The 18,019-nt window shown below is 58.7% G+C and carries 18 protein-coding genes and 1 pseudogene; 9 read left to right on the forward strand and 10 right to left on the reverse strand.

The annotated features are described in order from the left end of the window. Positions 1 to 385 precede the first annotated feature (385 nt). The 3 genes from V1479_RS23275 (at position 386) to V1479_RS23285 (ending at position 3,030) form a co-directional block, all read left to right on the forward strand. Complete coding sequence (locus V1479_RS23275; protein WP_368804959.1) at positions 386 to 691, forward strand: DUF1236 domain-containing protein; 306 nt, start codon at positions 386 to 388, stop codon at positions 689 to 691. A gap of 262 nt (positions 692 to 953) precedes the next feature. Beyond that, the gene (locus V1479_RS23280) at positions 954 to 2,159 is read left to right on the forward strand and encodes an NAD(P)/FAD-dependent oxidoreductase (protein ID WP_368804960.1); all 1,206 of its coding nucleotides are present in this window, start codon (positions 954 to 956) and stop codon (positions 2,157 to 2,159) included. 175 nt (positions 2,160 to 2,334) lie between these two features. After that, on the forward strand, positions 2,335 to 3,030 hold the full coding sequence (locus V1479_RS23285) for an Ntn hydrolase family protein (RefSeq protein WP_368804961.1): 696 nt from the start codon (positions 2,335 to 2,337) through the stop codon (positions 3,028 to 3,030). 364 nt (positions 3,031 to 3,394) lie between these two features. Here V1479_RS23285 and V1479_RS23290 read toward each other — a convergent pair whose 3' ends face one another. The 3 genes from V1479_RS23290 to V1479_RS23300 form a co-directional block, all read right to left on the reverse strand. Continuing rightward, positions 3,395 to 3,787: a hypothetical protein gene (locus tag V1479_RS23290; protein ID WP_368804962.1), complete on the reverse strand. Its 393-nt coding sequence runs from the start codon at positions 3,785 to 3,787 to the stop codon at positions 3,395 to 3,397. A gap of 10 nt (positions 3,788 to 3,797) precedes the next feature. Next, positions 3,798 to 4,646: a TIGR02587 family membrane protein gene (locus V1479_RS23295; RefSeq protein WP_368804963.1), complete on the reverse strand. Its 849-nt coding sequence runs from the start codon at positions 4,644 to 4,646 to the stop codon at positions 3,798 to 3,800. Positions 4,647 to 5,342: 696 nt separating this feature from the next. Beyond that, on the reverse strand, positions 5,343 to 5,663 hold the full coding sequence (locus V1479_RS23300; RefSeq protein WP_368804964.1) for a hypothetical protein: 321 nt from the start codon (positions 5,661 to 5,663) through the stop codon (positions 5,343 to 5,345). Between the two features lie 397 nt (positions 5,664 to 6,060). Between V1479_RS23300 and V1479_RS23305 the strand changes: the two genes are divergently transcribed. Beyond that, positions 6,061 to 6,312: a YMGG-like glycine zipper-containing protein gene (locus V1479_RS23305; RefSeq protein WP_368804965.1), complete on the forward strand. Its 252-nt coding sequence runs from the start codon at positions 6,061 to 6,063 to the stop codon at positions 6,310 to 6,312. A 392-nt stretch (positions 6,313 to 6,704) separates the two neighbouring features. Next, on the forward strand, positions 6,705 to 6,887 hold the full coding sequence (locus V1479_RS23310; protein WP_368804966.1) for a hypothetical protein: 183 nt from the start codon (positions 6,705 to 6,707) through the stop codon (positions 6,885 to 6,887). Positions 6,888 to 7,393: 506 nt separating this feature from the next. Here V1479_RS23310 and V1479_RS23315 read toward each other — a convergent pair. Next, complete coding sequence (locus V1479_RS23315; RefSeq protein ID WP_368804967.1) at positions 7,394 to 7,930, reverse strand: sigma-70 family RNA polymerase sigma factor; 537 nt, start codon at positions 7,928 to 7,930, stop codon at positions 7,394 to 7,396. Positions 7,931 to 8,307: 377 nt separating this feature from the next. On the opposite strand from V1479_RS23315, the gene V1479_RS23320 reads away from it, so the two are divergent. Further along, entirely contained in the window at positions 8,308 to 8,568 is a 261-nt protein-coding gene (locus V1479_RS23320) for a hypothetical protein (RefSeq protein WP_368804968.1), read from the forward strand. Positions 8,569 to 8,585: 17 nt separating this feature from the next. Here V1479_RS23320 and V1479_RS23325 read toward each other — a convergent pair whose 3' ends face one another. Then, the gene (locus V1479_RS23325) at positions 8,586 to 8,825 is read right to left on the reverse strand and encodes a hypothetical protein (RefSeq protein ID WP_368804969.1); all 240 of its coding nucleotides are present in this window, start codon (positions 8,823 to 8,825) and stop codon (positions 8,586 to 8,588) included. A gap of 324 nt (positions 8,826 to 9,149) precedes the next feature. Here V1479_RS23325 and V1479_RS23330 point away from each other — a divergent pair, with 324 nt between their 5' ends. Beyond that, positions 9,150 to 9,350, forward strand: a complete 201-nt coding sequence (locus V1479_RS23330) for a hypothetical protein (protein ID WP_368804970.1) — start codon at positions 9,150 to 9,152, stop codon at positions 9,348 to 9,350. On the opposite strand, the gene V1479_RS23335 is transcribed toward V1479_RS23330, so the two are convergent. Then, a complete protein-coding gene (locus V1479_RS23335; protein ID WP_368804971.1) occupies positions 9,347 to 10,093 on the reverse strand; it encodes an endonuclease/exonuclease/phosphatase family protein in 747 nt (248 codons plus the stop codon). The genes V1479_RS23330 and V1479_RS23335 overlap by 4 nt on opposite strands. Before the next feature lie 55 nt (positions 10,094 to 10,148). Here V1479_RS23335 and V1479_RS23340 point away from each other — a divergent pair, with 55 nt between their 5' ends. Next, complete coding sequence (locus V1479_RS23340) at positions 10,149 to 11,117, forward strand: lysylphosphatidylglycerol synthase domain-containing protein (RefSeq protein ID WP_368804972.1); 969 nt, start codon at positions 10,149 to 10,151, stop codon at positions 11,115 to 11,117. Here V1479_RS23340 and V1479_RS23345 read toward each other — a convergent pair. The 4 genes from V1479_RS23345 to V1479_RS23360 all read right to left on the reverse strand — a co-directional run bounded on the left by V1479_RS23345 (position 11,061) and on the right by V1479_RS23360 (position 15,935). Next, on the reverse strand, positions 11,061 to 12,503 hold the full coding sequence (locus tag V1479_RS23345; protein WP_368804973.1) for a phospholipase D-like domain-containing protein: 1,443 nt from the start codon (positions 12,501 to 12,503) through the stop codon (positions 11,061 to 11,063). The two genes, V1479_RS23340 and V1479_RS23345, sit on opposite strands and share 57 nt — an antisense overlap. Before the next feature lie 425 nt (positions 12,504 to 12,928). Beyond that, a complete protein-coding gene (locus V1479_RS23350) occupies positions 12,929 to 14,344 on the reverse strand; it encodes an alpha,alpha-trehalose-phosphate synthase (UDP-forming) (protein WP_368804974.1) in 1,416 nt (471 codons plus the stop codon). A 453-nt stretch (positions 14,345 to 14,797) separates the two neighbouring features. Further along, a complete protein-coding gene (locus V1479_RS23355) occupies positions 14,798 to 15,328 on the reverse strand; it encodes a sigma-70 family RNA polymerase sigma factor (protein WP_368804975.1) in 531 nt (176 codons plus the stop codon). Positions 15,329 to 15,410: 82 nt separating this feature from the next. After that, positions 15,411 to 15,935: a hypothetical protein gene (locus V1479_RS23360; protein ID WP_368804976.1), complete on the reverse strand. Its 525-nt coding sequence runs from the start codon at positions 15,933 to 15,935 to the stop codon at positions 15,411 to 15,413. Positions 15,936 to 16,505: 570 nt separating this feature from the next. Here V1479_RS23360 and V1479_RS23365 point away from each other — a divergent pair. Beyond that, a pseudogene (locus V1479_RS23365) lies at positions 16,506 to 16,688 on the forward strand (hypothetical protein); the annotation flags it as partial. Positions 16,689 to 18,019 lie beyond the last annotated feature (1,331 nt).

Below are 18,019 nucleotides of genomic sequence, written 5' to 3' on the forward strand. Positions count from 1 at the left end.
CTGCGCCACGCAGAAAAGGGAAAAAGTGGACGACTTTTACGCCGCCCGCAGCCGGACAATCCCGCCGCTACCGTGGTCTAGTTTTCCACCGCCGTTCTCATGGGCGCGGTCAACGACCTGGCCGTCGGCTTATCCTCCGGTGCTGTAGAAGAGCACATTGCCGCCCTCCCCTCTCAATAGGGAGGCGTGGCATTTGCGGTTCGGAAACTGAGCCAACGGGTGCTCAGCGATGGTCCGCCGGAGGTCGCCATATATCTGCTTCATCTCCGTTCCTTCCGTCAGATCTGCGGTTTTGTCTCTTAACCGCCGACATTTACATCCGACTACGGAACCGGCTCGTCCCAAAATGGTTGTCTTATCACTGTAACCGAAGGAGGATTTTGCCATGATTTTCCGAAAAACACTGGTCGCTACCATGCTGCTCGCAGGGACCGCATTTGCGTCAGCGCAGACTGTGGTTATCACACCTGAACAGGAGACCGTGGTACGGGAATACGTCACAACCCATCCCGTTGAAGTTGAGCGACCCTCGAACTTCGAATTGGTGGTCGGCGCGATCATACCGGATATCCTCAAGCCGGGCGAACTTGCCGAAAACACCCTGGACAGCAGATACCAGTACGTTGTGATGGACGGTCGGACCGTTCTGATCGAGCCAGAAACGCGCAAAGTGGTGCATATTATCGAATGACGCAACGAGGCGCCCGGACTGATAACCTTCGTCGGGGCGCCACCTGTTGAATGGCTCTCCGGCGACCCATCAACCTAATCCTGTGGTTCGCGCCAAGCGGACTGAGCAATGGCTAAGCAATCAGCGCCCCCAGAATGGAGGCTGGCTGCTCATGGTCATGGGTCTATGGTGAGGGTGTGCTGTCTCGCGGGGCCGCGTGTCCAGAGAAAGTGCCGTAGGGTCTGCGCTTGAGCGCAGGCACAAGCACGGCGGTGGAGGCCATTTGCGCAAGCTGGATCTGAGAAGTGGAACACCAGTCTGGAAAGCCTATCGGTCACCAGTTATCGAGCAATCAACGCTCACGCACAACCTGACAACCGAGGTTCTCATCGTCGGCATGGGCATCACCGGCGCGATGGCTGCGGAATTGCTTTCTGGAGATGGTCACAAGGTTGTTTTGGTGGACCGACGCGGGTCGACGTTAGGCTCCACGTCGGCTACGACGGCTCTGGTGCAGTTCGAAACCGACGTACCATTGTCCAAACTCCAAAAGACGATTGGAGCCGAAAAGGCGTTTCGTGCGTGGCGCCGTTCGCGGCTCGCAGTTGCAAACCTGCGCGGACATATTGAAACCTTGAAGATCGGCTGTCGAATGACGGATCGCCAGACGCTCTACCTTGCGGGAAATGTGCTCAGCGGGGCCAAGCTGCGCGACGAGGCCGAGCTTCGAGCCTCGGCGGGGCTGCCCGCAGACTATCTTACCGCTGCCGAACTCTCCAAACAGTTCGGCATTGATCGCAATGGCGCGATTCTTTCGACCGGCAATTTCGTCGTCGATCCAGTCAAGCTGACGAAGGGTCTGTTGCTGCAGGCGCAGGCTCGTGGAGCTCAACTCTTCGCACCTGAAGAGGCTTGGAAATTCAAGTTTCACAAATCGTCGATAGAAGTGAGCATGCGTTCGGGCCACCGCATCGAAGCAGGTCATGTTGTGCTCGCGACGGGGTACGAACTGATGGATGTCGTGCAGGCAGATCGACACGCCATAATTTCGACCTGGGCGATCGCGACCAAACACCAGCCAAAGGACGGGCTGTGGCCAGGCGAGGCCATGATCTGGGAAGCGTCAGATCCCTATCTGTATCTTCGCACCACCCATGACGGTCGCATTATCTGCGGTGGGGAGGATGAGGATTTCCAGGACGAACAGTCCAGAGACAGGCTGATAGCAAGGAAGACGCAACGGATCGTCGACAAGCTACGCAAGCTTCTGCCTGACATCGATCCAACGCCTGAATTTACCTGGGCCGGAAGCTTTGGCACCACGCCAACCGGCCTGCCTCTGATTGGTGCGGTCCCTCGGCGGCCACGACTCTTCTCGCTGATGGGGTATGGAGGCAACGGCATTACGTACGCCCGCATCGCCGCAGAAGTCGTGAGGAACAAACTCGCCGGACGGGAGGACGTTGATGCCGACTTGTTCGCATTATGAGGTCATGTCACGCCTAAAGCCGCTTTCCGTCGACCGGTCGCGAGGCAAATCGGCGTCAAGGCCCATTGGCGAGGGGGGAAGGCCCTCTGTGGTCAATCTGCTGTCTCAAAGTCGAGCATGGGTGTCCATGGGTCGGTGAGCTACATCCGAGAACAACACTTGAGAGGTCCCTAATATGACGGTCGTACTTGCCACCGTTTGCCGAGACGGGGTCGTGCTGGGCTCGGATTCCCAGATCACGGACAAAGGGCGCGGCATGACATATCCCGCAGAGAAGATTCACCCTTTGGGTAAGTTGGCGGCGTGGGGAGGCAGCGGCGCGAGATCAGTGCTGTTCGACGTTGAACGGTGTTTCAACGAAAACAGCGCTGCGATCCTGGAGGCGCCGGATATTGGACGAGCACTTCAGGAGCAGGTACTCCCGATCCTGCGGCATCACTACGAGACCTTCATCCGCGACGTGCCGGGGGACGAAGGCGGGGGCACACCGTCTGCCTACGTTATGGCCGCCGGATGGCGTGACGGTGAACCGTGGATTATCGAGATAACGCCGTCAGGCATGATCGGCCACTACGCCGAGATCGGTTTTCATGCAATTGGCAGCGGCGCGGCCATGGCCCAGCAGGCTGGTTCGCTGATGTCCCATTTCCACCTGACCGAGCGGTCGGTCCGCTTCGGCTGCGCTGCTGTTCTGCGCGTCCTGCAGGCGCTCGACCTGACATCTTCGAGTGTCGGTGAACCATTCAGCGTATGTTGCATCGATAAGGATGGCGCCCACCACCTGAGCGACAAGGAAATTGAAAAGGTAAGTAAGGACGTGCGACGTTGGGAGAGCGCCGAACAGGCTGCGATTGCCAAAATATTCGAGTGAAGCCGCATGCTTCCGATCACACTGCGACACTGCTGCTTCCCGGGACATGCTGCGCTTAGCGATATTGGTGTCGCAGGGTGAATTGGAGGTCATTCCATTATGGCCCAAAGCTTCCACCTTCCCGCGGGAAAAAGCTAAGTTATTGGCACGAGACAAGTCGGTCTGCAGGCCCGCCCTCATGATGTTGCCGCAACGCTTTACGCTTCACGATACAGCGAACGGGGACATCGCCACGAGCCGAGCTCCACGACGCGATTAACAAATGCCTAGGCCCGGAGCAATTTCTCGTGGCGGCACCGATAGGATTTGCCAAAATTGAAAGCCGTTAACGCCAGTGCCACACAGCACGTGGATCGGCCGTCAGCTACGGCTCCACGTAGCCGTGAATGCGAAGACGAAGATCTTTCGCTGTGTCCGCCGGTCCCTCTACCAGGAAAGCGCCTCGCCGCACCGCATGAGACGGAATGTAATCGAAGCGAAGTTCCTTTCGGGAGACATGGGTACCAGTGGCCTCCACTGTGATTTCAGCCGCAGCCTGATCACCTCGGTTCATAAGCGTGACAAGGACCAATGTTCCACCCTCGACGTCCTCCGTGCTGTCGATTGTGGCGAGAAGGTCCGGAGGCCGTACTTCACCGAAGAGCGCCTCGTAGCTGAGAAAAGCCAGGATACCCAAAACGACAATTGCGGAGATGACCCCGACGATCCACTCCAGAGCTGGCCGACCATTGCGATGCTTGTTCTCCTTCCCGTTCATGAATCAGCCTCTAAAGGATAAGCCGCGCTGCCGCCGCACCGATTGCCGAGGGAAAGGCAAGCACCGCCGTGGCCATAACGATGCTGTCGATGTGCAAGCCATCGAGCCGCGCAAAGACCCACAGGAGGTACAGGCTGACCGAGATGGCGATCACGTAGCCGGGCAGGGTCAATCGCAGGAACGGGCTCCACCATGGCGCTTTGGGTGACACATGCGATCCACCCGCGAAGCCGAGCGCGAAGACGAAGCCATGCATCAGGCCGACGGAGAGCACGACCAGGCAGAGCGAATGCCACTCCGTCATCTGGTAGGATATCAGCATCATCTCCTCGGTCGGCGCGACATTGAAGCCGAGAAAAAGGGCTCCCACAGCCATAAGAAAGAGCTCACCACCGTAGGATTCCTCCGGATCTCCAGCGGCATCTGCGTATTCGTCGTCGTCCGATTCTGCCTTGAACTGGCTCTTGGCGAGGAGCGCGCCGATCGATGCCGGCACCATCTGGATGACGACCTTTCCGATGATTTCGTCCAGCGGCGCCTCAACAGGAATTGTCCCGAACAGGACAAGCGTCAGAATGCAGACCAACCCGGATATTCCCAGCGCGATTAGCGCATCAACGACATCATCGAGCCAGTAACGGGTCCGCTCGAATCCCACATGACGCGAAAGCACGACGAGCAATGGCAGCGCCGTCAAAACCAGAACAAGCAGCCGCAGGCGATCCAGGTAGAACCCCAGCCACCACAGCTCCATTGTCATCAGCATCGGTAACGAAAAGACCAAAGCGCCGCCGGCCGCGCGGCCGAGGTCGCGCACTGCCCGGCGCGTTCCTGAGATCTCGTGGTGGGCCCTGCTCATCCTATCTCTCCACGCTCTTACAAGCTCTGGAGGCGGTGATCAGTTCCAGGTTGGAGCACACTAGAGGCCCGCGAAGGCGACTTGCACCCAAATCCTTGGCTGCGCTTCTCAGACAATCTGCTTAATAAGGTGGATCGTGACGTATGTAGCAACGGCCGTTGCCGTGGGTCTCGGGCATCGCAGCGAGAGCGATCTCGCCGCCGCAGTCGAAGGACCGCAGCAAGCGCTTCGTAAATGCAAAGCCACCCCAGCAAAAACCACAGGACTGCGAATACCGGCGGAGCCGGTAAGGGCCTTTCAACTCTCCCGGCATGAACCGGCCCAGTTTCGACCACAGGACCGCAGGTCGGAACAAATCGATAGGTGAGCGGTCCGATAAGCGGCAGATCGCACTTCCCCGCGATCTTCCTGACTTGTCTACCTGCAGAACCACCAACTGGCCGGCCTCGCGTCGGCCTTCTTTCAGACCTTGCAGGGGCTCCTCTTGCCCAATCTCTTCTCCCGATGCGGCAACACCGCCAGAGCCCCCGGCTTCGGCGGCAACGCGGGTGGAACAGCGACCGAGCCTTCGCAACCCCTTGGAGGCCCGATCAGAATGTCGGTAGACCTGTCGTCCGCTAACAGCCTGCAGCCGACAGAACGTTCCGACAGTCAGGTGCGAGCGAGATCCGGCTGGATCAAACTGTCGCGTCGATACTAAACCCATAGGGCGAACAACAGCGCAGCCAGAACCAGCAGCAGCATCACCGACAGGAACGGCCACAAGAAACCGTGCACCGGGGAACGCTTAGCGCCAGGCATGCTTCGCATCGCATCGCCATCGCTGTCTTGCATGTGTGACCGTCCAGTTCGCCCTGACCGCCCGTCATCGAGCGCACCCACGGACTCGGGCCGTGTGGTCCCCGCCTCGGCGTCCGTTTCCATCGGCGCTGCGGCGGGATCGAAACCTGGCTTCTTATCGCCTTGCAATCCCGCATCAATGGCCCCGCGGACTTCGGCTTCCTGTCTAGCTGCCATTGATTTGTCCTTCGTTTATCCTGTCTTTCGGTGCCTACGAGATCGTCTGTCCGGCAGTTCGGGTCTGCGGGTAGCATCGCGCCAGATCGATGCCGGGAAATGCACCGGTAACCACTGCTGGGCGGTCTCTGACTGCCATCTTGTCATTCCTCTCGATCGATTCATTGGCAGCCCCTGCCAATGGAGCCGCGTTTTGCCCCAGGCCAGGACCGCCATTCGCTCCGCCGAACTTGATGGAGGCCACAATGTTCCCGCCCGACGCTACCGATGCCTTCCGTAAGCGTCCGCGACGTTCATCGCATTCACCTCGATAATGTTTCCGCCGCCTTCCTTCCGGCAGGATGGAACAACAATTGGTGCTGTCTGTTGCGTCAGCGGGACCAACAAGGAGGAAACAATGAAGTTTCTAATCATTCCACTATGCACCCTGCTGATCGTTGGCGGCTGTACAGCAACGGAACGCGGAGCCACGGTCGGTGGGCTAGGTGGCGCCGCTGTAGGCGCTGCAGCGACTGGCAATGTTGAGGGTGCAGCCATTGGCGGTGCAGTTGGCGCAGCGGCTGGCGCCCTCATCGGTCGCGCAAGCGAACCGGGCGACTGCATCTATCGCGCCCGTGATGGAAGCCGGTACATAGCACCGTGCCCCTAACATTTCACCGGAATGACGCCGGGGTTGCCTGTTAAGCGGCTCCGGCGGTCGCTTCCGCAACCAGCGTGCCTATCTGCTGTCACCGTACTTTTTCCTGCCGGCGAGAGAGGCTATGGCCGCGCCGCAGATTGCTCCCAGGGCGAGCCCAAACAGAAGCCCGACGCCTAAGCTGTCGAAAACGGCCGCGCCAAGCGCAAACGCTGCCAGAAAGCCTGAACAGGCACCGAGAACAAGGCGGGTGGGGGATGAGGTGATCATATGTGTAGGACGCCATCTATAGTGTGCTGTGCTGACGCGTGTGGTCGAGCAACAGGCAGGAAAGCCGATTGTTCCGGCGAGGCGGAACAATGGCTCCAGCCGTGTGTTTGGCAGGGAAAAGAGGAGTTCGAGCGATGCAAGAAGTCAAACAAGGCAACGACTGGCTTACGTCGGACAGCGATGAAGCACGTGCTATCCGGTTTTTGGCTGAACAGACCGACGTCTCGCCGAAGCAGGCAAAAGAGATCGTGAGCGAACACGGCTGTAATCGTGAAAAGCTGCTGCAGGTGGCTCACACGCTCAAAGCCGAGGGTTGAATCGAACTGCGGCGAGCCGCTAGCGAGTGGTCGCCGTAGTTCTCGTTCTTGATCTCGCTAGAAGAGCCACCAAGCTCCGTTGCCGGCAGGCGGACGCCGAAGTGTCGTGGGCGTGTCGGGTCGCGTTTGAGCGCTAGGCGCGGCCTCTTCCTCCAAAGCCGCCGCAAGCATTCTTTTGGCCCGCGCAAGCACCTGCTTTCGACTATGGCTGCGGCCACCGTCTGGATGCAGTCTCTGCAAGGAGGGCTCCGCAGCTCCCGCTCGTGGTGAAATCGGCTGCCGGGGTGCGGTATCGGTCACGTCTCGAGTTCGGTTCTGGGCCATTTCTGTCTCGCTCCTCGTATGGATTTGCGTTGAAAGTGCGAGCAGAACTTCGTCCCACTATGAAATGTTCCAGGCCACCGCGCTGGCGATATGACCAAGCTTGCCCCGTGGTATCGTGGGCGCTCGAGCCCCCGATTCGCTCAGGGACGGCCCCCTATGCCGACCGCACTGCGGATCGCGCGTTAAGCACGATCGAAAAGTGCTGAAGCCGACGTCTCACCCAATTCGGATACCAGGTTGGCCCGCGAGCGGCTGAGGCGGCTTTTTATGGTCCCAACGTCGCAGCCACACTTTCGTGCCGCGTCCTTGTAGCTGGTTCCCTGTATGGCAATCATGATAAGGATATCGCGTTGCCGCCTCGGCAGGCGTAACATAGCTCGTCGCGTCTCGGCCGCCTTCAGTGACCATTCCTGGGAAGGCCTCGTCGATGGCAACGCCGACGCACAGTCGGCAACCGACGGCGCTTCTCGGTTCGTAATCACCACTCGGTTATAAAAGGAGTTGCGCATGATGGTGAACAACCACGACTTCAGCCGGGTACCTTTTTCAAACTGATGGATTTTTGCGATAGCCTTGGTGAGGGTTTCCTGCACTAGGTCGTCGGCATCGCATGGTTCGCGACAAAAGGTGCGGGCAAAGGCGCGCAAAGCAGGGATCAGAGCTGCCACTTCCGCAGGTTCGACAGTCTCTTGAGTTCGTGTGGCGCAAATATGCGGCATAGATCTCTCCCGTTTTCTGATGAACCAATGCACCGAACCTGAGCTCAACCGATATTGTTCCCCCCGAGGGGCGAGAAAGTGTGTGACGTCACAGGGCCCGACCTTTCAGGCGAGGGTCCGGCCAAGCTCTGCGCCGGGGAGGCGTAACGGCACCCGCCATTTGCCGCGCGCGAGCGCAAGTCTGGCCCGGACGACCGTTGGGGCGTCAACCAACCGCAGCTCCAAGCAGCTTTCCCCGTCTTCGCACGATCATCGATTGAATGATGACCACGTGCTCGAGTTGATCGGGAGGCTGCCGATCACCTCACGACGGAATTATTCGAGGAACATCCCTGCAGGTTTCCTGTTCGGCGGCCAACGAAACATAGGAGCATCCAATGAGTGAAGCCGAAACCACCACCGACCATTCCCGCATTCGAAACTGGATCGACGACCGCGATGGAAGGCCTGCAAAGGTCTCCGCAGGCGGAACGGGGGGAATTCTTCGCATCGACTTTGGTGAGCCCGAGGAAGGATTGACACCGATCGCCTGGGAAGAGTTTTTTGAAATATTCGAGAAAAACCAACTGGCGTTTCTTCATCAGGATCGCACGGCCGATGGGCAAATAAGCCGCTTCAGCAAGTTCATCGACCGGTAATTGGATGGATCGCACCATCAATCTCGTCGCGCACCCTTATTCAGGTCGGTCCGAGCCCGTTCATCCTTGTCGAGCTTGTCGAAGCTCTCGTCCATATCGTCCGCTTGTCCACGCTCGTCGGGTTGGGACTGTCGTTCATTACGAACGCTTTTCTGATCGTCGCCCTGCAAGCTATTGCGTCCCATCCGCTCGCTATCGATCGTTGCATCCGTCGTTTCCTGCTCACGTGTGCGATCGCGCTGTTTGTTGTCCTGCATCTGACTTCTCCTTTTCATACCCAACCACGTAGAGCCGGACGTGTTCCGTACAGTGCCAATTGAAGGCAACGCCGGCTTCAGGAGGCTTCCGGGTGCAGCCCCAGGAAACTTGCGAAATGAGTGAGATGACTTGCAGCAGCCAACGCGCATTTACGAGGACGATTTCCGACGTTTGGTACAACCAGCAACCATGAGCGATCTCCTCCTTCGCGGAAAGTGAGGTTTGGGCCAAGCGCGGCAGCGAGGAGCAATTTCAGAAGGAAGAGGTTGGCTGAACTCGCAGCCTCAACAAGCTGTAATTCTCAAAAAGGAGGCGGAAATCCCATGAAAAACAATCGCGAAGCATATTCTCTTATCATCGCCGCCATCATCCTGGTGCTCGTTCTTGTTGGCTTTCTATACTTCGACAGCGATGCGCCCATCACCGGCGACATCGCCCCGGAACGACACGAGATGGAAACGGATGCGCCTCACGAGGTGGATCAAACTCCTCCCAGTGCAACAGGCACGATTGACGAACCTTAATATGCATCGACGTCCACGTGAGCCAAAAGGGGCAGGTGATCGGAAGCGGTGCGAAATGGCGGACGCTGCGGTACTTCTTGCGAAACGATCCTGGGGCCGTTGCGGGTCATCACATGGTCGAGTTTCAGCAGAGCAAATTGAGAGGGGAAGGTCGGGGCGCCTTTCGATAATGCGCTATGAAAATGCCGCGCAAGCGTTCGGTAGGCCATCGACCAAGGTACAGCGTTAAAGTCGCCCAGTAGGATCGTGGGCTTTTTGCGCAGATCGGGAGAGTTCAGCCATTGGGGGCCGAGAAGAGCGGAAACCTGCATGGCACGTTCCCGTCGGCGCAAACCAAGATGCGTGGTGATGATTTCCACGTTGGTGCCCGGTAATGCGACCGAGGCCCACAATGCTCCCCGTGGCTCGCCTAAGGAAGGCAGCGGAGCAGCTTGCACACGACGCAACGGCCACGCCGACAGAATCGCATTACCGTATTCGCCACCTTGAATCTGATGGACAGCGTGGAAGTGGAAATCCATGCGCATATGGGAAGCGATTGCCCGCGCTTGATCCAATCCACCACTTCTGCTTCGACCCGAATCGAGTTCCTGCAAAGCTGCAACGTCGACACGCAATGCGGTCAGGACTTCGGCGATCCGCGACGGATCCACGCGACCGTCAGTCCCACGACATCCGTGAACATTGTAGGTCGCGACACGAATACGCCCATGCGACCTTTCCCGTCTCTCCGAAGGAACCATACTCGAGGGAACACCGGACCTCTCCGTTCGTTCCAGCAATGTGTCTTCATCGACTTTGATACGTCCTCGCTATCTGCTGCGCATCCTCATTGGCGTGGCGGTTCTCGTCGCGGCCATTCTCATTACCCGGGCGCTGACCCGTTACGGCCTGACCCAGATCACCTCGGCCTGGCAAAGCATCGGGATCGGCCGTTTCGGATATGCTGCAGCGTACGCCGCGCTGTCCTACGTGCTGCTGACCGGCTTCGACTATCTGGGTCTTCATTACGCGAAACGTCCACTCTCATACCCGCGGGCAGCCATTGCGTCTTTCGTCAGCCTGTCGATCGGACACAACATTGGCGTGGCCGCGCTCAGCAGCGGCGCGGTGAGGTATCGCTTTTATAGCCGCTGGGGATTGAATGCGGAGGAGGTGGCGAAAGTCGTCGCTTTCTCCGGCGCGACAGTGGGATTGGGACTGGCTACCCTGGGTGGACTGGCCCTGGTCTTCGTTCCCGCCGATGCAGCTGACTTCGTCGGCGTGAGTTCGGGTTCGATTGTTCTCCTCGGCTGCCTTTGTCTGCTCGTTCCCGTCGCCTATTGCCTCGCGGCGACCTTTGTGAGGCGTCGCTTGACTATCTGGAAATGGAGTTTCGCCTTTCCATCCCTGCGGCTCGCATGCGGCCAGCTATTGCTGGGAACGGTCAATTTCGCCTGCGTTGCGGCCTGTCTCCATCAGCTGATGCTTGGTGTGAGCGAACTGGCCTACGCAAAGGTCGCCGCCGTTTATGTGATAGCCAATGTGAGCGGCCTCATCAGCCATGTCCCCGGTGGACTGGGTGTCTTGGAGGCAACCGCACATTATCTGCTTCAAGGCGCGGGCTCATTGCCCGCCCTTATCGCATTCCGCCTCGTCTACTTTCTGGTGCCACTCATCCTCGGGCTGAGCATGTTTGCTGCCAGCGAGATCGCAGCGCGCTGGAGAGGATCAACTCTTGCCGAAAATTCGACGCAGAAGCCAACCGAACGGTCTGAACGGTCTTGAAGGGTCAAAAAGCTTGGTCCCAAGGATAGGTGCTCCCCCGTCGTTAAGTTCATCATACGTGCGAAGCGAACCGGTTATAGCCGCGAAGTGGTCGACGGTGCCTACGAGCGTTTTGCACTCTCTCAATGCTTGACCGAGTTCAACGCGATCAGTTTCCAGATGTTCGGCCAGAAGCCCATCACGAAAGGCGGCTATCGCGCGTCGGTGCTCATCGTTCTCAGCGAAGACCACGACGTCGCACTCGGTGTCGAGTCCTTCGGAGCGGTTATTGAGGTTTGATGAGCCGATACGCACGGCGTTGTCGTCAACCACGATAACCTTGGAATGAACGAGAACCTCCTTGTTCGCATTTCCATCGTCGGATTTCATCCGATATACGACGCGCAGGCGGGGGCCGTTTGCGCCACCAAGCCAACGCAGAATGCGGTTGCGCTGATGCGCCATCACATACTGCTCAACGATCCCCCTGGAACTCTTCGTCACCAGAATGACGACTTCCGGCCCAAAGGGTTCGTCGAGCCGATCTTTGATCGCGCGGGCGACGCGCCAGGAGGCGAGATATTGCGTTTCTATGTAGAGTGACTTGCGGGCCGACCGGATCAGCTGCAGCGTCAGCCTTACCGCCTCTCGCCTGCCGCGGCGCAGGAAGATTCCGCCTTGGGTCCGGGCAATCGCAACCTTGCAGTCAACGAGAGCGACCGGAAGCTGCTTCGGCCATGTCCCCCGGTCGATCGTCTCAGCCGGAGCATTGCCACTGTTCTCACCGGCGGCCACCCAGCGCGACTCGGCAATTTCGGCCAGCGCCCGGGCAGCGTCGCCTGAAACGGCGATCTGAACATCGTGTACCGGGCCGTAGCGTTCACCTCCAGGCGTCCTGCGCAAATCGGCTGTAACGTGATGCTCTCTGGTGTCCCAGCGTCCGGCGGTCAGGTCTATCCCACCGGAGAACGCCATCGATCGATCGATCACGACGATTTTCTGATGGTGGGAAGCGCGTAGCGGATGTCTGATGTCGAATTTCAGCGAAATCCGGGGGTGATCCGCCCACGGATGGTGGACATAAAGCTCGCCCGATCTGCTGGAATAGATAGGCCCCATCGCCCAAATCAGAATTTTTACGTGAAGTTCCTCATTCTGTTCCACGAGCCGGCGAAGTAAGGTTCCCAGTGTCGGTTCGGCTTCCAAATCCGGCCGCAACTTGATGGCTGGATCAAAGTCCCATCCTATGATCCACACAATGCGCCTGGCCGTGAGGAGCGAGGTGCGCAGTGCGCCGAAATAGGCGGCCGCGTCAACGAGAAAGGCTACCTGATCAGCTCTTTCGAGCCTGGGGCGCCGGCCATCCAGCCGCTCCAAAATTTGCGGTATTGAAACACTCGTGTTCATGCCCACCTCTGAGGCCGAAAATGGATTGTCGGCCGAAAGCCATAAGCGTCGCCGACAACTAACCGGACCTCGGCGGCGAGCCGCTATGAGACAATGAGCGTCCCAAGTCCCTACCGTGTTTCCCCGGCTCGATGCCTCGCCCTGCGCGATCGGGCGGCCGTAGCTGATCGATCATCCTCGCTACTGGCGATTTCATCCGGTCGAACGAGATCGCCGAGGCCGCCTGCTCCAACCTGCGCGGTCGAGATCTCGCTGGCATCGTGAATAACGGTGGCGTGCCCAGGCGTGGGCTGGCGTCGCTTCGGTACAGTGGTATCGCGCTCATCTGGCGGGGTCATTTTAGCGCTGGCCTGCCGATCCCCCTTGCGTCCGGATTTGTCCTTCGTGTCCATCTTGAGGCTCCCTCGCCTAGATCTGGTCACACATCACTTGGCGCGAAACGCAGCAACCTGGTCGGCTGTTCCAGCTTCTTGATTACCGTCCGGACGCTCGAGAACCTCCAGGAAGCTCTCAAGCCATGCTGTCGCATTCTGCCGCATGACCTTCTCCAACAGTTCCTCGTGACGTCGTCGTCGCTCGGCAAGTGGCATCTCGAGCGCCTGATGCAGTCGCCGTGACATCTCGTCGACGTCATAAGGGTTGACAAGGAGAGCCGCATCCAGCTCCTCAGCAGCTCCGGCGAACCGGGAAAGAACCAGAACTCCGGGATCTTCCACGTCTTGCGCTGCGACATATTCCTTGGCGACAAGATTCATGCCGTCACGCAGTGGTGTGACGAACCCCACGTCGCTTGCCCTAAGAAGTGGCGCCAGCTTCTCCCGGGATACAGGGCGGTGAATGTAGCGTATCGGCGTCCAGTTGAACTCCGCAAAGCGACCGTTGATCGAACCGGCTAAAGCCTCGAGTTCGAGTCGGATTTCGGCATACGCGTCCACATCTTCGCGAGTGGGTGGAGCGATCTGCAGGAAGGATACGACCCTTTCGTACTCAGGGTGCTGCACGAGCAGACGGCCGTAGGCCCGGAGCCGCTCTGGAAGCCCCTTTGAGTAATCGAGCCGATCCACCCCAATGATCTGACGCTGCCCCAGAAGCTTGCGACGCATTAGATCGATGGCGACATCGTCCGGCTCTTCACGGGCCATGGCCGCGAACCCCACGGGATCGATGCCGATCGGAAACCGCTCGACCCTGACTTGGCGACTACCATGACGATAGGCGCCACCTATCTCTTCAAGCCCCATATGCTCCTCAAGGTAGCGCGTGAGATTGCCGACATCGGTCGAAGTTTGCAGGCCGACCAAGTCAAATTCCAAAAGCCACTCAACCATCTCTCGGTGATTGGAAGTGGCGGCCAGCATGTCGGGAGGAGGAAACGGAATATGCAGGAAAAAGCCTATCCGGTTTCTGCAGCCCAGTTCGCGCAGGCGGGCCGCAAGCGGCATCAGGTGATAATCCTGCACCCAGACGAGGTCGTCCTCTTCGAGGTATGGAACGAGTTCGGTTGCGAAACGCCGATTTACAGCTGCGTATGTATCAAGGAAGTTTGGTCGGTGATCGACGAGGTCGAGCCGATAGTGAAAGAGCGGCCATAGTACACTATTGGCATAGCCAAGGTAGTATTCCTCTACCTCGCGTCTTGATAGCGGGAGTGAAACGGCGGCAACTCTGCCGATTGTCTCAGCCACCGCGGGCGCGGCTTCCTCCTTCGTTTCACCGCTCCAGCCAAACCAGATTCCACCGCGTTCGCGCATGGCATCTGCAAGCGCCACCGCAAGCCCTCCGGTTTGCGACTTCTTGCGGAGATCGGCGACGCGGTTTGAAACTATCACAACTCTAGGCATGGCAAACGATCCGCTATGAAGGTCCTAATGAGCGATGCGCCGGGACGTCAGTGCTGCGGCTCTCGGGCGACGCGAAGGTAGCTGGTTGATGGAAACCGATGGCGGCCGGCCTATCGGCCGGCCGCCCGGATGCGGGGGGAAAGCATCCGTGGAGATGGACGGGGGCTGAGTCTTGGGAGAGTAAAATGTCCATCGCGTCTCCAACTGCCTCCGCAGCACTATGTTCCCCGATCGAAGGAATTATTCGCGCCCGAAGCCATCGCAGGTCATGGCCGTCACTGCGCCGACCAGACAATTATCGGTAACACCAGCCGACCTTCCCGGGCGCTCAATCCCCTATTGCCCAGTAAATGCGACGATAGACAACTCTTGGTGCCTAGCGGAAAACGAGTTCGCCAGGCAGCGCCACAGCTTCGGCAAGAGTTGATGTGAATGAGGAGTCGGTTGCAGCTTTCAAGAGGAAATTAGGGACTGCCTCTCCAGCGTTTTTACCGAACCTTCAGCCGATGACTCGCCAAGTTCCCGAAGAAGACGTTCCCGCGCTCTGAAAAGACGACTTTTGATTGTTCCCATCGCACAGCCACAAATTCCGACCGCGTCCTCGTAACTGGTCCCGAGCACACCAATCAGAACCAGAACTTCGCGCTGCTCGGGTGGCAGACGGTCAATAGCCTCGGCAATCTCAATACCGCGGACCGACCATTCTTGCGTCGGCTCAAGGCCCGGCCTTGAGGAAATGCAGTCGTCGATCCCCGGCGCCTCCCGGCGGCGCAACTTCACTTCCGAATAGAACGTATTGCGCATAATCGTGAAAAGCCACGACTTCATGTTGGTGCCGGGCTGGAACTGATGAATGCTCTTGAGCGCCTTAACCAGGGTCTCCTGGACCAAATCGTCCGCTGCGTCGCGGTCACGCAGGAATGTTCTGGCGAACGCACGCAGAGCCGGTATCAACGCGACAATCTGCTGCTGCTCCGATTTCACTTCTTCACCAAACGGGTCAAATCTCTGCCGCCCGATTGCTAACGAGACTCGGCAGCTATGGTTCCCCCCGGGACGTAGCGTGTCAGAGCTCTCCAGATATCAATCGCATGAGGCGCATCCTCTGCCAGCGCGATCTGATCTGCCGGGCGACGATGGCATCGGAATTCAGGCTGCTACCAGATATCGTAAAGTCCCGCTCAGCGGCCACCAACGTTTCTTCCGACGTGTAGGTCGCTATCACCGTCAATGTGAACGCCGAGGGCTGTTCTTTGCCGTTCGTAGCTCGCTTCAGGAGTTCAGCGTAGCTGCCGATGTCTATCATTTCACCGCTGGCCAGCGGCCCTTGTAGGTATAATTGACGAGGATCCGACTTTGTCGTCTGCTCTGCCTCCAACTCGCTCAATGACGAGATATACTGGCGCTCCCCGTCGCGAACGGACACCATGATGGCTTCGAGATAGATCGCTTCGACACTCATGTTCGTGATGATGCAACGGGCTCCTATCGTGCGTGCGCCTCCTCTCGTAATGAGAATCTTCGGGCGCAGCCGGTGGCGATACCCACTCAAGAGAAGTTGGAAATAGAACAGCCAGACAAGCAGCGTCATGAGGCCCGCCAACGCGTTCACAGCTCCGTGGTTCTCAGAAAGCCATTGCCAGAATCCGCTCATCTCGGCGCCTCACTCATGCTGTCGGGCTGAAGAACAAGCAGGCGGTTGAAATGTTCTGCCGTCGGACGAATGCACTTCGCCCTGCGGTTTCTTAACGGCGACAACGGCGTGGCGATTTCGTGGCGGGCGAGAGACCCGACAGTCGCCGAACGCACCTGTCCAGCGCGCCCGCTGGCATCCGGAACACCGCGACGAGCACGCCGCGTTTTCTGTCTGGGGCGCTTGAGGCTATCTCCGGGGAGAACAATGAGGCAGCGCCCGCCATCCTGCCCAAACTCTTCATGCTCGCCCAAACCGTTCCCAATCACGGCATCGACGGCAGCTGCCGCAAGGAGAGTGTAGAGGTCGCAGCGGAGAGCCTGCTTGAGGGCGGCATGCGGGCTGCGCCAGCGCTTGTCGCGGTAGAGGGGGGCGTCGGGCCTCCGCCCGCAACTGCGGCTAATCGCCGGGACATGGAACACATCACATTCCAGTCAGTTGAATCATTTTCAATGTGAGGATGGTTCAATGGCAAACACACCACCGCGTGAAGGAAAGCCCGGCACCACCGAGCAGTCGCCTCGTTGGGAAGGGCCGGAAGAAAATCGACCTCGGGGCTATCTGCCGGCAGAAGACGATCCAGCTTCTGACCGGGATGCTGCGGGCGAAAACTTGAATGACCCAGATCGCAGCACACTCGGCGATTTTGGAACGAAGGAGCCGCGGCAGCCGGGAAAGCTTCCACCCTTTGACGATCCCGCCCATAGCAACAAGCCTGCCGGTTCACCAGTTCAGAAGGATGCTCCGGTATCATCGCCGCCTCCAAAGGACACCGAATACGCTGGTCATCCGGAATTCTCACAAGACGCGGCCGCAAACAGACCGCCCGAGGGTATCGGGAACAGCGAAGCGGTCCACGACACCGATGAGCACACTCGCCATTCGGAGGGCGTCAACCCGAAGCATCCAACGTAGCAGCAAACGTCCGGGGCCGGTCCCGCTCCCGCTGGGCACACCAAAGACGCATAGTGGCGCCCGCTGTTACAGAAAACCCGCCTGATCGCTTGGGCGGGTTCTGGGCACGATTTCCGCCATTAGTGACTGCATGGCATATCCCCCCAGCGGCCTTCTACGATTATCGCGTAATTTTCCGGTTCGTGTTCGCGCGCTCTGTGAACGACACCCGGCACTGCGTTCCGTTTCCCGGCGGTGCATGCCTCACATCTTGGCGGGGTCTTCACGGCCGCTGGCGTGCAGCACATCGGCTGCGTGTTCTTCTCCCGTTTCGTGCAGAACAACCCGCTCTAGCTCGCCCTTCCCCGCACGTCCTGCAGATCAGGTCATAGTCCCGGCGGGCGAGCATCAGACGACACCGATCGAGTTCCTGGGCCGCCGTGAGGCACGTACCACCTCCCGGTAGTGCCGGTGTGCCGGGCGTGTGTGGGCGTTGTGGTGAAGCCTGCGTTACAGCAAAGGCTTATCCTTGCCGAGCCGATGCTCCGGCTGGCCGCCTAGGTGCTGCTGTCAACGGTCCCACATACGCGTCTATTGCGCTCTGCAAGAGCTTCCTGCAGTTCCTTGGCCAGGACCAAGAGCCGTTCAGGCACCGGTTCACTTTCAATGGAAGCCAGCAATTCCCGTATCGCATTGTCAGGATCTTCAAACCTGCCACGGATTTCTTCCGGCCGCGGCGAACTGGGTTTCATGAGCTCTCATTCCTATCATTTGATAGACCCTTCACCCTCTTATCGGTTGCTTGGGCGTGGATTTCAAGCCAAGCTGAACAACACAAGATGTTCATTTGACCCCATGAATTTGGTGCTCCTGCGCGCGTGGAGGATGTGGCGCCACCGTATGCCCCAGCGGTATTTTGCCACCTATCCAAGCAACGGCCACAGAAGCTGTCTTGCAACACGGTTCGCCTAATCTCTGGTAGCCCGTCAAAGAGCCGCCCAAAGCGTTCCGTGCGGTCTTCGTCCAGTTGCTCCGGGGCTGCTTCGGTTCCGAGCGCCCCTTGATCGAAACTGAGTTGGCCTTGTAGT

The sequence above is a fragment of the Neoaquamicrobium sediminum genome, from assembly GCF_040970315.1.
Classification (GTDB): Bacteria; Pseudomonadota; Alphaproteobacteria; order Rhizobiales; family Rhizobiaceae; genus Aerobium; species Aerobium sediminum.